Below are 14,038 nucleotides of genomic sequence, written 5' to 3' on the forward strand. Positions count from 1 at the left end.
AAAGATTCTCAGGTGCCAATGTGAGCCAAACTTATGAATTCATCGAATAACCCGTTGACGGTGGCCGTTGCGCCCACGCGTCCTGTCGAGACTTTAATCGTACAAGCAAAAGAGCTTTTGGGCGTCGAGTACCATCTCGTGGACTGCTTCGCCTATATTGCCATTCTCCATCCGCAGTTTGGCGCTGCCGCATTGGTGCCGGATGACAACAAGCTTGACGCTGAAACCGGCGCAAGCGAACTGAATGAGGCATTCAAGAAGGCTGGAATTCTCACAAAGGCAATTCCTCTCGCGCTCTCCGCTACCTCGGTGGAGCCACCGATCCTCATCCGCTCCGGCCCGCAGATGGCAACAGATATCGCCGTAACGATGGGCCGTGCCTCCGTTTCACTCCAGGAACTGTCCTCTGATCAGTATACGGCGGCAAAGGTTGCACTGGAAAAACACGCAATCGAGCGGCGCAAGCGTGTTCTCGATCCAACCCTCATGAAAATGATCCAAGGTGCCATCGCCAAGGTGACGGAGGGAAAGAGAATCTTCGCAGGCGGACCGGAAGTCAGCGTGGAAGAAGTCGTCATGCCCGAATTCCTGCTGCCTGCGGTACTTTTGGCGGCTGCAGAAAATTGGACGATGCCGGTCGCGGCTCAACAGGGGAAGGGCGGCTTCGTCGTTCATATGAAGGCAGACGATAGTGCGGTTTTGATGTTCAGGGTATCTCACATAGAGGTTTCCTCGCCACTCTTGCTTATGCTCCCGCTCGTCGATGTCATTCGGCGCTCGAAGCGAGGAGGGGAGTATATCCTTGACGAATGCATCACGAGGTTCGGTAATTTCATCACGGGTCATCTGACACCGGAACTGGAGACAAGTCTGGAACTGCGGATCGCAACTTCCAGCTGACAGGAGAAATACCCTTGGGATTCAAGAAGCAAAAGAATGTAATCCAGGACCAAACGGCCGAGGAAGATCACAAGCGCGAACAACGCGACAATGTGTTCCGTCAAAAGGTCGCGCTCCAGCAGTTCATGAACCATAACGTCCCTCTCTTCAGGGCGTTCGCGAACAAAGGCGTCCGAACGAAGGATATCCTCAAGGGTGAGGTTCTCGCGCAACTCGTCACAAATGCAATAAAGCTGGCGACCCTCACCGCTGCACATATCCACGGATGTGACCCGAGTGAGATCGACGCTGCTCAGGCACGACCGTTCCGATACCCGGCCGCCGAATGGGTTGCAGCTCATTGGACCACGGGAAAGCTACTGGATATCCCCGATGCCGCCAGGCAGATTGCCGGGGTGGCCGTACTTGCCGACCGCAAATGGGATCATGATCCCTTTAACGATGGGAATAAAGTCAGTTCCAACACCTGGATTGTCATCACCGCTGCAAACGTTGCGGCAGCCCTGTTTGATTGTGTCAGCAACTACGATTTCCGCCAGGGCACCGAGAAAGTGTTCGAGATCATGATCGAAACAGTGATTTCGGAAGCCGAAAGGAATGCTCCGGCAATGCTCCCGGCTGGGGCGACACAAGATGACGTTCAAAATCTTACCCAGACCCTCGCAAACAACATGTCCAGCCTCATGCAGGCCTGTTACGACCAAAAGGCCCGTGAAGTGTTGAAAGCGATCAGGGGAAAGCCGGAAACCTACCGGCTCGACTACCTGGCGAAGACAAAGCCTCTGGAAGCGATTTGCAACAATTTCCGTGAGTGGGCCGCATGCGTAGCCGGAATGTCGATCCTCTCAGCGAAGCGACTGAACGACGTGAAGCCGGACCATCAAGCGGTGGCAAGAAACTACGCACCGGCGGAGTAACAAGGCGGAAATTCGAAAGAACTCCTTCCATTCCGGTTAAAATCGAACAATCCTTGTGCAAGGCTTGCACAGGATTTCCTTCATGGACACGATTTCGATCATGCTTCTTGCCATAATCGTTTTTATGGCAGGAGCGTCAATCGCCAGCTTCTCCGGACTTGTGTATTTTCGCTTGAAGACAATTCCTGCGGAGGCAGGAATTCTCAAAACTATTTCTGCACCGAGATCGCACTGCGAAAACTGCAAGGAAACGCTTCGCGCTGTCGACCTCATTCCGATCTTGGGATGGGTACTGACAAAGGGGCGATGCAGGCACTGCCATCATCCGGTTCCAGTGAGATACCCGTTCACAGAGGCGCTTCTGGGCGCTGTCAGCGTTGCCTTTGCATGGGCCTTTTTCCCGGACATCCAGACCACCATCCTGGTGCTAGGCCTGATCTGGAGTCTTGTCGTCATCTCAGCGATAGACCTGTCGATCAACATCATTCCTGATGAGTTGACGACCCCCTTGCTTTTCCTTGGACTGCTGATGTCACCATTCGAGGCCAGCATGGAGTTGAAAGTGGCAGGAGCAGCCTTTGGCTGGTTCATGCTTCACATGTCGATGTGGGTCCTTCAGGCCTGGAAGGGCAGGGAAGGGGGAAATGGTGGAGATGCCGCCATGGGTGCCCTAATAGGTGCCTGGTTCGGTATCTTCGCGACGCCTATCTATTTGTTCGCCTTCTGTGTCTTCTACGCTCTGCATGCTGGTGGGCTCCGCAAAACCCGTGAAGATGGAGCGCCTTGTGGCCCGGCCTTTTCGGCTGCGATTATCGCCGTTATGCCATTTCACCAATTCATCGGCCTGATTTACGGCCAAGTCCCTCAGTTTTGAGCCTGCCGCAGGTGTTCCTTGCGCAACCCGGACCTAGAATGGACTATCGGATACTGACTGCGCGGACATGCGCGGATTGATGCATATGGGTTCCCCCTGAACGATGGCGAGAACAGTTGAAAACATTCGGGCTTGTGTAACTGCGTTTCTCTACAAGAAAGAGAACCCAGAGAACTGGCGCATTGCTCAAGTTCTCTACGAAGGTGTCAGTGGTCTGACGCCTGCGGTTGTGAAGGGTAATTTCCCGATGCTTGCGCAGGAGAACGAGTGGTTCTCGTTCGAGGGCTCGTTCGTCCCTGAAACCGGCCCAAGAGCAAAAAAAGGCGATGAGTTTTTCAAATTCTTCAAACTGAGGCCTGACCTGCCCACCTCGAAAAGAGGCGCAATCGAGCTTTTCAGGACTACGTTCAACCCTGAGAACCCCGAAGAATTCGGAATTGATACGGCGTCTATCAAGGCTTTCGTCGAGAAATATGGCGATGAGTCAGCCCTGAGGGCGGAGGACAAGCCTGAAATCCTTCTGGAAATGTCGAAGAAGAAAGACGTTGCCAGGAACGCTATCTTGCGTGCTTGGACAAAGCGCGTTGCCGCAAGAAGGCCGATCCGCTTTCTGAAGGCTGCTGCCGTTTCGGAAGAAACCTCGAATGCGATCATAAAATATCACCGCGACGCTTCGATGCATGAAATCGAGACGAACCCGTACGGGCTCATCAAGATCAAGGGCGTGAACTTTCTAGAAGTCGACAAGATCGGACGCCATCTCAAGATTTCTCCCGCTGACCATAATCGCATTGCTGCCGGTCTTCTAGACTGCATCGCACACGTCGAGAACGACGGCCACACCTATGTGACAACCAGCATCCTCGATAAGCTGAAGGATGAGCGGAATATCACGCTTGAACAGATTGTCGGCTTCTCCAAAAGCGGCAAGAGCGCCGATCAGACCGGGGTTGTCATCGCGTCATCAAGCGGAAAGGCGCTTATCCAGTCCGCCCAGATGGCTCGCTTCGAGATGTTGATCGCCAAGCGCCTGGCAACCCTGTTGAAGCGCAATGAGAACCTCGATTTCTCGCATATCGATGCCGTCACTGAGCGTGTCCTGCAGGAACCGAAATTCGCCCGCTTCGATGACATTCAGAAGGCGGCCGTCAGGCTATGCGCACGAGAACCGATATCCATCCTGACTGGTGGCCCCGGCACCGGTAAATCAACCGTGACAGAAGCTATCGTCAAGATCGTTTCACAGGTCGCTGAAGGTCCAATCCGTCCAATGGCTCCCACGGGCAAGGCGGCGGTACGACTGAGTGAAACGACCGGGCGCGATGACGTGCAGACCGTTCACTCTGCGCTGGAGGCTATCGGGGATGAGGACGGCAGCGCTTTCAAAAAGAACAAAAGCAACCCATTCGACAAGCAGTCTGTTATCGTCATCGACGAAGCTTCGATGCTGGACACCCGTGTCTTTGCCGCTCTGCTTGACGCGATTACCGACGACACGAAAATCATCCTCGTCGGCGACCGATTCCAGATTCCAAGTGTCAGCCCCGGTCAAATTTTCAGCGACCTGATCACGACGGTCGGCGAGGGAGGCGTCCGCATTCCCTGTGCCGAGCTTATCAACGTCTATCGCTCGCAAGCAGATTCCGAAGTCGCAACCGGTGCGGTGGAACTGAAAAACGGGACATTCGATATCGGCAGACTGGACGACAACATCCGTGGTGGACTGGCGTTTTACGAAACAAGAAAAGATGCCATCGTCCAGAAAGTCATCGAGACAGTTCGAAAGATAAAGGCCGACAGACGTTTCGACCCGTTGAAGGACGTCGCAATCCTGGCTCCCATGCGCGATCACGCTGGCGGAACCCACGAAATCAATCGGGCAATGCAGACTGAAATGAATCCAAAGGGCCAGCCAATCCCCTTTATGGAAGCGCACGAACGCACAGCGCGGGGCGAAAATGGTCCCGCACCACGTATCGGTGATCGGGTTATCCTGACCAAGAACAACTCGCAAAAGAAGGTGGCAAACGGAGACGTCGGCATCATCCGCAAGGCGACCCTCGACGGCAAAGACGCGAACGGCAACATCGTCAAGGGTTCGGTGCTTGTCGAATTCGACAGCGGCAAACTCGTCTCATTCTCAGTTGCGGAAGCTAAATACCTGCATACGGCCTATGCGATCACCGGCCACAAATCGCAGGGTAGCCAGTACGCATGCGTGATCCTGCCGCTATCCTCAGCGCACGCGAAGATGTACAGCCGAACGCTGCTCTATACGATGTGGACGCGAACAAAGAACAACCTTTTCCTGATTGGAGAGGAAAAGGCGTTCATCGGACACATGCAGAACATTACGCCGTCGATGCGAAGCACTCGTCTACCGGAACAACTCAAGAAGGCGTTCGCCTCCCTGGGTCTGAAGCCGTCGAAACAGATGCTGACCTCTAAAGTCGATCTGCGCCCATTGGCTCCGATGAAACTCGAAGCCATCAGCGAGGAACCTCGGGTTCAACCCAGGCAGCCGATTCAGCAGGCTCCTGCAGGAAAAGCGCCAGTACGCACGGCTACCCCACAGCCGACGACAACACCTGCAACAACGCCTGGAAGAGCACCGCCCCGGCCAGCGATCAATATCTCGAAGCCACCGGCCCCACCCGTTCGTCAGGCTCCTCCAAGGCCGCCCATGCCGAGGCCCACAGGACAGGCGACCGCTATCGTTAACCCGCTAGCGCAGTCAAATGCGATGCGGGTTGAGGATAACGTGACGACGCCTGCGCCGGTGAGAACCGCACCAACAAGACCACCGGGTCCACCGGTCCCGAGGCCTCCAGCTCGACCGACATCTCCTGCTCGTCCTGCCCCCAAGCCAGCGGTCGAGACTCCCGAAGAAGAACCGGCAGCCATGAAGATGTAATATAAATTGCCCTGAGAGAATTCCTTTCAGGGCAATTTATTCAAGTAATCCTTGACCCGAAAATCGCTCTACCTGACCATTGAAGGAAGTGCGCAGTAAAAGGATTTACGAATGTCGATTCCGGGAATTTTCTCCAGCATCATGCAAGCTGCAGGGGTTGGAACGAAAAAACACCTTTCTTCTTTCAGCTTCCTGGAAACGGTAGACAGAGAACACGTCCTCGTCGCGAAGGACGGTTCCATGGCGTCAATTCTACGAATTGATGGCGTCAAGAAAGTCGTCGGCGACGATGAGTTGAAGGAAATCATCGAAAAGATGACGATCCAGATGTCGCCGTACCTCGCCGAGGAGGGCCGAGCCCTGCAGGTGTGGTTCGCAAGAAATCCTGACCTGGCTCCGGAAATGATCAGGGAAATGATGGCCAGCCCACGCGGAGTGGCCAAGAAACTATCTCTCGATCTGGACGATCTGTTCGATGAAAAACAGCGCACATTGCCGAACTGGGTGGTTTGGGAAGGATTTTACATTGTGCTCTGGACACGCATGTCGATCCTGACAAAGAAAGAGCGGGAAATCGCCAAGCGGCAGACGAAAACCCCGAAAACGATCCCTACGCTAGCCGACGCACAAAATCCGTTCACCATCGGCTCGGCGCTCTTGGCCCGCCATCAGGCTTTCGTCCAAGGCGTCGAGACCGACCTCAAGAGTATCGATATCCGCTTCAAACGCCTGGACACACATGATGCTGTGAAGGCCATCAAGATGAGCGTCTATCCTGACCTCATGGGATCGAACTGGAGACCGCATTTGCCGGGGGACCCACTGAAGCCCAGGGCCCCGGAAATCGGCGACTACGACATGTCCCATCTGATGTGGCCGCGCATTGATGAGCAGATTTTCGACCGGGAAGCAGAAGTCGTTTCTCCTCGCATCGTGAAACTCGGGTCGCAGTATTTTGCGTCCATGGACATGACGGTCGGTCCTCAGGAAACCTCCTCCTTTGCATTCCTGCTTCAGCGCATGATGGACCTTGGCGAGTGCCCATGGCGCGTCTCCTACCTCATCGAGGGAGGCGGACTGAAGTCTATGAATATCAAGCGAATCCTCGCGTCGATTTTCCAGTTCACCAACGGCGACAACCGCATGATCCACGAAGCGATCAAGGGTTTGCAGGAAGCAAGGACAAGCAATGGCACCACGGTTGCTCGCATGCGCATGTCGTTCGCGACCTGGTCTCCGGCCGGTTTCGACGGCGACCTAAAGCTGATCGAAGAGCGCGCTTCCAAGCTTCAGAACGCGGTCGAAGGGTGGGGTTATTGTAACGTTACCTCGCTGGTTGGCGATCCGGTCGCCGGTACCTTCTCCAGCGCTCTTGGGCTCGACTGCGCATCAACTGCTCCGGCTGGCGCTGTCCCGATTTCGGATGTTGTCGCCATGCTTCCATGGAACCGCGACGCGTCACCGTGGGAAAGCGGCGCGGTCATGTTCCGAACGGCCGATGGACGCCTCTGGCCATACTCCCCTGGATCGTCCTTGCAGACAACCTTCAACGACCTTGTATCCGCACCTCCAGGCTGCGGTAAGTCGGTCTGGCTTTCAACCGTCAATCTCGGCGTCGCCCTCAGTGCATTGGCAACAAGCGGCACCGGCGGTGTTCAGCTGCCGAGAATTTCGATCATCGACATCGGGCCATCCTCCGAAGGTCTGATCTCGCTATTGCAGGAAGCCCTACCTCCGGGAAGACGCAAGGAGGTGGCCTACCATCGAATGAAGATGTCGGCAGACTTCGCCATCAATCCGTTCGACACTCAGCTCGGTGCCCGCCATCCGGACCCGAACCAGCGCGCATTCCTTGTGAACTTCCTCACCCTGCTAACGACTGACCCGGGACATGAGCCGCCCTCCGGTCTAGCCAATATGATGGGTGCCGTGGTCGATACTGCATACCTCATGCTCGACGACAACTCGGGCAAAGGTTCCCCGAACATCTATAACCCCGGCGTCAACATCGCCGTCGACCGAGCACTCAAGAAGCACAACATCGAGGTCAAGCCGGGCAACACGCAATGGTGGGAAGTCGTCGACGAACTCTTCATTCATGAAGACCGGCACCATGCCATCGTAGCGCAGCGTTACGCCGTGCCCCGCCTCGACAACCTGATGAAAATCCTGCGTGACCCGAACGTCATGAGCGTTCACGCCACCGCGAACACGGAAACAGGCGAAACCTTGGCGAACGCGGCTTCTCGCCTAATTGCATCGGCTATCCGCGAATACCCGATTTTCCAGCAGCCGACCGCATTCGATATCGGTGATACCAAGATCGTTGCCCTCGACCTTATGGACGTCGCGCCGAGCGGCGGCGATACAGCCAACAAGCAGACTGCCTTGATGTACATGCTCGCGCGTTTCGTCCTGGCAAAGGACTATTACATCGGACGTGACGTCCTGAAGTTCATCCCGCAGGAATACCACGCCTGGCACGAGCCACGCATTCGTCGCCTTCGAGAAATGCCAAAGCGCATCGTATACGACGAATTCCACCGCACGTCGAAGGCTTCGTCCGTACGCGATCAGGTGATGACCGACATGCGCGAAGGCCGAAAGTTCGGTGTGCATATCTGCCTCGCAAGTCAACGTCTTGAAGACTTCGACGAGTCCATGGTCGATATGGCCACCGGGGTCTGGATCATGGGCGTCAGCGAACGCGCATCACATCAAGCACAGAAGACGTTCGGCCTGTCCCCAACGGCTCACCACATCATCCGGAACAACCTCGGCGCACCTGGTAAAGCAGGCGCTCCCGTCATGGCCGTGCTGACCCTGAAGGAAGGTCGGCACGAGCATTTGCTCTACAATACCCTCGGTCCGGTAGAATTGTGGGCGTTCTCGACAACGGCCGAAGACGTCGCACTCCGTACTCGCCTTTATGACATCATTGGCCCTAAGGAGACGCGACTTGAACTCGGCAAGCGCTATCCGGGTGGGTCGGCGAAGGAGGAGATCGAACGCAGAGTTCGTATCGCGCTCGAAAAAGGAGCCTTTAAGGAGACGGCCAAGGCCGAACAGGGCATTATCGAGCAACTGGTTAAGGAAATCGCTGGACCGAGATATCGAGACCGCTAAATGAAAAAAGCCCGCGCTGACATGATCGGTGCGGGCTTTTAAACTGCGTACTGACTGATCACAGACCGTTAGCCGCCTCCTGGGGAATGAAACCACTATCGCGCATCTGACGTTCAATTGCCTGCTCTTCGTCATAGGCCCTCGCGACCTTGAAGTATGCCTTGTCGATGCCAGCGTAATTATGCTGTTCAAGGGCGACGTCGAACTCCTTCAGTGTCATTTCCATGTTCTTCACAAACTCGTTCAGGCGGTTTGACCGAGCCGTCAGCAGATCAATGTCTCGGATCGTCCGTTCCTGTGGCATTGCCTGCAGATTGCTGAAGTCGTACCGGAAATTTCGACCCTCATTCAGAATATTGACGGTCGCTTGGCTGACTTTACGCAACTCCAGGAGCTTGGCCTCGGCGGAGATGTTCTTCTCGCCGATGGTCTGCAGACTACTCAGGAAATCACCCATAGCCTTCAAATTGCGATCAACGTTCTTCGTGACATCGACAATGCGATTTTTCAGCTCTGCGTCCGAAAAGGTCTGAACAATGGGTCCCTCGTCGCTGTAGACGGTGGCTTTAAGCTGGATACCGTCCTCAGCGTGGACAGCAGGGGCGGCGAGGCAAATCGCAACCAATGCAGCACGACCCAGGGCGTTCTGCTGACTTAGAAAACGAGAAAGAGCTGACATGATGATCTCCTGGCTGATAGTGCAATTCTATCCCGACTGTCGCGAACGACAAACTCATTGGCCGAAAGCTTTGCCTTATTGAAAAGCCTGCGTCACAATTCCTGCAGTGACACCGGACCTACGGCAATGAACCCTTTTGAAACTCTCGCCATAAAACTCCTCTTCACTGTCCAGAAAGCACCGCCAGACTTCATCTCCGGGTTGATTGCCGCGCTGAATGAAGACCTCGCGAATAAAGAACCTGATGCGCAGCAAAATGTCAACATATTGATGAATCAGGTGGCGCAGTTACGGGAACCAGCAGAGCTGATGCCGACAATCGCAATCCTCTCCGAGCTTTCGGACCTTTGGAAACGCAACGAACAAATTCAAAAGCAGGCAGACCTCGTTCAGCAGATCGCCGACATCACCATGATCGACCCAAAGGCTCCATTCGGAACGCGCATCGCTCTGGAACGAATTGCCGGGCTCGCCAATAAAATAAAATCGATCTCCGCCCTTTGATTGTCTCGAAACTTTGTTGACAGGCGCATGGGATCACTCCAGCCTTTTAATTACATGCATTTCGGAAAAGCCCATGGCACGTCTCAACAGCGATCAAGTCGCCGCCGCCACCCATAAGGGTGGCCATGCGATTGTTCTCGCCGGACCAGGGACTGGTAAAACCAGCACTCTTATTGCGCGACACGCTTTCCTATGTTCAACGGGTGTTGATCCAGACGGCATTGTCGCAATTTCATTCACCAAGGACTCGGTTGAAGAAATTCGCAAGCGTCTGGGCGAGCGAGCGTCATCAAGGGCATGGATCGGCACATTCCACGCCTTGTGCCTGAGACTTCTGAAACGCTTCAACGTCGAGGCGCGACTGTCGAAGAACTTCAAAGTTTTGGACCCTTCTGACCAGCGTTCCCTTTTCATCAAGCTCGGCATCGACTGGGATCAGGATGACGGCGATCTTTCCGACATCATCGGAAGATGGAAGGATTCTCTCGTCACGCCGGACGAAGCTGATGCGGAAGCGACTCGAAAAGCGAATTCCGTACTGCGCAAGGCGGCGGCACATTACGCCCACTACGAGGAAGCTTTGGAAAGGCTCGGCCATCTCGATTTTTCCGACCTTCTTGTGCGCGCGACAGAGATCATCGAGAAAAGTGAAAAGGTGAAATCCTTCATCAGGGAACGCATGCCGCATTTCCTGGTCGACGAATTCCAGGACGTCAACCGCACTCAGGTCCAGTTTCTGTTCGCCGTAACCAGCGTCGGCAGCAATCTATGGGCAGTCGCGGATGATGACCAGGCTATCTATGGCTGGAGAGGCGGTAAGGTCGAATACACCGTCAATTTCAGAAAATATTTCCCCAACGCGAAGCAGTATTTCTTGATGACGAATTACCGCTGCGACCCGGCCGTTATCGCGACAGCCAATACGATCATTGCGAACAACAAGGTCAGGGTGGCCAAAAACCTGAAGCCAGGACGCCAGCACAAGCAAAACAATATCGTTCGGGTACGCTCGTTCGCCACCGACAGGGAAGAAGCCGAATGGCTTGCCCGCGTCCTGAAACGTATGATGGATGAAGGCGCTAACCCGCGCGAAATCGGCGTTCTTTTCAGGACGGCAAGCGTTACCGCCCAACTTCAGCAGGCAATGGAAAAGCACAATGTGCCGTTCGCGCTTTCCGGAACTGCAAGTTTCTGGGAGTTGCCAGAGGTACAGGCCATGACAGACCTGCTCGTCGCCATAGAACGAGGTGATCCGTCGAAAGCCGGGCGCTTCAAGGGCGCGCGTGACCTGGTCGAAACGATGAAGGGGTCAAGCCCTATCGAGACTGCGATGGCGGTTGCGCGGGTGATCGGAGACAATCCCATACAGGGTCTTGCCTCGGAACGTCAGGCTACCTGGATCGACACATGCTACGCGCTCGCCGACATCATGAAGGAATATGAGACAGCTGAAGCGTTCAAGGCGCATGTCGTCGAAATGTCGGCCCGTGCAACTGCAGAGAACGCTGGCATCTCAGTGACTACTATTCACTCGTCCAAGGGCCTCGAATGGCGACAGGTCTTTGTAATCGGTTGCGAAGCATCCATGATGCCTCACCATCGCGCCGAGGATATCGAAGAGGAGCGCAGACTGTTCTACGTGGCCATCACGAGAACAAAGGGCGCGGTCGACCTCTCGACGGCCAGAACTCGTTTCGGCCGGGCGCAAACACCAAGCCCCTTCCTCGCTGAAGTCAGTAAAGCTCCGAATGGCGCATTCAAGTTCATCGGTGACGACTGGAATACGGCCGCAAAACCACAGCCGGTATCACAAGGAAGAGCCCAACCGGTCGCAGGTTCGCAGAAGAGCACGCCGGTCAGTTCAGGCCCCGTGAAGACATACATTCTTGCCGATGGTCGACGCTCCTTGATCCCACCGGAGGAACGAGATTGAGCAAGTCGCTGCGCCCTTCGGTCAAATTCAAGCTCTACAAGCGTATCCGGCGCGAACTGGCGATTGCGTATCCTGCATTGTTTCCGATGCGGGGCACGCGCCCGCCGCTGAAAGTCGGAATTCTGAAAGATATCGTGAAAGAGGGGACTGTCGACGCTTCGACCACCCAGATAAGGCTATTTCTTTCCATCTGGACGAATTCGACCGCTTATCTGAAGTCCGTCACCCGGCGCAGCGAACGCATGAGTCTTAATGGCGAACCGCTAGGTAAGGTGTCAGATAACCACGCTTCGGAAGCGAGGAAAATTCTCGATGCCAGACGGTCAAGAAAAGCACCAAAACGTTGACATAAGGAATTCTTGGAACTTACAATTCAAGAAATTGTAAGGAAAACTCCATGAGCAACGGCGCTGTCGAATACGTTAACTCCTTGTCTATCGGCAAGAAGGAATGGTCTGAATTCACACCGATAAAAACGCAGGGTTATGAGGATATTTCACCCGAAATCTGCGGCGTCGTCGTATCCAGAGGCTTTGAACCGGAGACGTTTTTCAACCCGTCCTTCAAGGCTATGCCTGACCCTAACAAACTGGTCGGCATGGAAGATGCCGTAAAGGCTTTCTGCGACGCCATCCAGGCTGGAAAGAAAATCGGCATCTTCGGTGACTATGACGTCGATGGTGCAACATCCACCTCTCTTCTGTTTCGCTGGATCGGTCGCATGGGCGGCGACAGCGTGTTTTACATCCCGGATCGCATGACCGAAGGCTATGGGCCGAACGTCAACGCCGTGCGCCTTCTGAAAGAACAGGAAGGCGTCGAATTGCTAATGTTCCTCGACACCGGCACGACCGCGCACGATAGCCTGGACCTCGCCGCTGAACTTGGAATGGAGATCGTGACAATCGATCACCACGAACAGGACAGCCGTGATCCGAAGGGTATCCTCGTAAATCCAAATCAGCGGCGGGAAGAACGCCGCGAATTCGGCTACCTTTGCACTGTCGGTCTCGTCTTCCTTTTCTTGGTCGGTGTTCAACGGGAAATGCGCAGCCGGGGTTTCTTCACCGAGGATCGCAAGGAAGTCGATCTTCGTGAATGGCTCGGCATCGTTGCACTTGGCACCGTTGCCGACCTAATGCCGCTCGTCGGCCTCAACCGAGCCTATGTCACGCTGGGACTGCCCAGAATGGCCTCTATCCCTGGCATCAAGGCGCTGTCCGAGCTGAACCGCTCCAGGAAAGACAACACTCCTGCGGAATTCAACGAGCACAATTGCGGTTTCGTATATGGTCCCTGCATCAATGCAGCGGGTCGCATCGGCGACACCCGAACCGGAACCTTCCTTCTGTCGACCGATGACCCGGACCGGGCAATGGAAATCGCACGCGATCTGGTTGAAATCAACGCCGAACGCAAGGCGATGACGGAACTCGCGAAAGAGAAGGCAATCACCCTGGCGACAACGGTCTACAAGGACGACCCGGTGATCGTTGTCTACGACAATGACTGGCATCCGGGCATCGTCGGCATCGTCGCCGGTCGCATCAAAGAAGCCACCGGCAAGCCCGCCATCGTCATGGGCCGCCACGGTGACAATCTGTCAGGCTCGGCACGCACCCACGAAAACTTCAAGATTGGTGCCGCTGTCATCGAAGCCAAGGAGATGGGCCTGCTGATCAAGGGTGGTGGCCATCACATGGCGGCCGGGGTCACTATTGCCGAAGAGAACGTCGAGGAATTTCGCGCGTTTATGAACAAGGCGGCAGAAGGCACAAAGGCTCCGCCGGTACGCGTTGATCTCGCCCTTCCAGTCGGCAAGCTCTCGGTCAATCTGGTGAAGTCCATGGATAGGATGCAGCCATTCGGTATGGGCAACCCAAAGCCAAAGGTCGTTCTCTACGGAGGCTTCATCTCGGGCACAAAGCTGCTGAGTAACGGCCACGTCAAAATTTTCCTGACTGGAGAAGCAGGCAATGCCGAAGCGATCCTGTTCTTTGGCGAGGAAACAGAACTCGGCAAAGCTCTGATCGCGTCGAAAAACAAGTTCGTCGACATTATCGGCACCGCACAGGTCAATACCTGGGGAACCCAGCAGATCGCACAGCTCAAGATCGAAGACGCCATGATTCAAGGATGGGGCGCTTTGACGGCAGAACATGGAGAAGCTGCTTGAACGGGTACGATCATG

General features: G+C 55.0%; 10 protein-coding genes. 9 read left to right on the top strand and 1 reads right to left on the bottom strand.

Annotated elements, in window-relative coordinates; translation table 11 throughout:
• The first annotated feature begins 54 nt into the window (after window positions 1–54).
• The 5 genes from FFR93_RS06030 to FFR93_RS06050 all read left to right on the top strand — a co-directional run bounded on the left by FFR93_RS06030 (window position 55) and on the right by FFR93_RS06050 (window position 8,731).
• Entirely contained in the window at window positions 55–900 is an 846-nt protein-coding gene (locus FFR93_RS06030) for a hypothetical protein (protein WP_138392473.1), read from the top strand.
• Window positions 901–914: 14 nt separating this feature from the next.
• Window positions 915–1,817, top strand: a complete 903-nt coding sequence (locus FFR93_RS06035) for a hypothetical protein (protein WP_138392474.1) — start codon at window positions 915–917, stop codon at window positions 1,815–1,817.
• A gap of 82 nt (window positions 1,818–1,899) precedes the next feature.
• Entirely contained in the window at window positions 1,900–2,691 is a 792-nt protein-coding gene (locus FFR93_RS06040) for an A24 family peptidase (protein WP_138392475.1), read from the top strand.
• A 103-nt stretch (window positions 2,692–2,794) separates the two neighbouring features.
• A complete protein-coding gene (locus FFR93_RS06045; protein WP_138392476.1) occupies window positions 2,795–5,605 on the top strand; it encodes an AAA family ATPase in 2,811 nt (936 codons plus the stop codon).
• A 240-nt stretch (window positions 5,606–5,845) separates the two neighbouring features.
• On the top strand, window positions 5,846–8,731 hold the full coding sequence (locus tag FFR93_RS06050) for an ATP-binding protein (protein ID WP_205910729.1): 2,886 nt from the start codon (window positions 5,846–5,848) through the stop codon (window positions 8,729–8,731).
• Between the two features lie 58 nt (window positions 8,732–8,789).
• Here the strand turns inward: FFR93_RS06050 and FFR93_RS06055 are convergent, their stop codons facing one another.
• Complete coding sequence (locus FFR93_RS06055) at window positions 8,790–9,410, bottom strand: hypothetical protein (RefSeq protein WP_138392478.1); 621 nt, start codon at window positions 9,408–9,410, stop codon at window positions 8,790–8,792.
• Window positions 9,411–9,536: 126 nt separating this feature from the next.
• Between FFR93_RS06055 and FFR93_RS06060 the strand changes: the two genes are divergently transcribed.
• The 4 genes from FFR93_RS06060 to recJ all read left to right on the top strand — a co-directional run bounded on the left by FFR93_RS06060 (window position 9,537) and on the right by recJ (window position 14,023).
• On the top strand, window positions 9,537–9,914 hold the full coding sequence (locus FFR93_RS06060) for a hypothetical protein (RefSeq protein WP_138392479.1): 378 nt from the start codon (window positions 9,537–9,539) through the stop codon (window positions 9,912–9,914).
• A gap of 73 nt (window positions 9,915–9,987) precedes the next feature.
• Window positions 9,988–11,847, top strand: coding sequence for an ATP-dependent helicase (locus FFR93_RS06065; protein ID WP_138392480.1), 1,860 nt, complete (start codon window positions 9,988–9,990; stop codon window positions 11,845–11,847).
• Complete coding sequence (locus FFR93_RS06070) at window positions 11,844–12,194, top strand: ProQ/FinO family protein (RefSeq protein ID WP_171049114.1); 351 nt, start codon at window positions 11,844–11,846, stop codon at window positions 12,192–12,194. The genes FFR93_RS06065 and FFR93_RS06070 overlap by 4 nt, the downstream gene beginning before the upstream one ends.
• A 50-nt stretch (window positions 12,195–12,244) precedes the next feature.
• Complete coding sequence (recJ, locus tag FFR93_RS06075; protein WP_138392482.1) at window positions 12,245–14,023, top strand: single-stranded-DNA-specific exonuclease RecJ; 1,779 nt, start codon at window positions 12,245–12,247, stop codon at window positions 14,021–14,023.
• Window positions 14,024–14,038: the final 15 nt, after the last annotated feature.

It is taken from the genome of Rhizobium sp. MHM7A (genome assembly GCF_005862215.1).
Classification (GTDB): domain Bacteria; phylum Pseudomonadota; class Alphaproteobacteria; order Rhizobiales; family Rhizobiaceae; genus Rhizobium; species Rhizobium bangladeshense.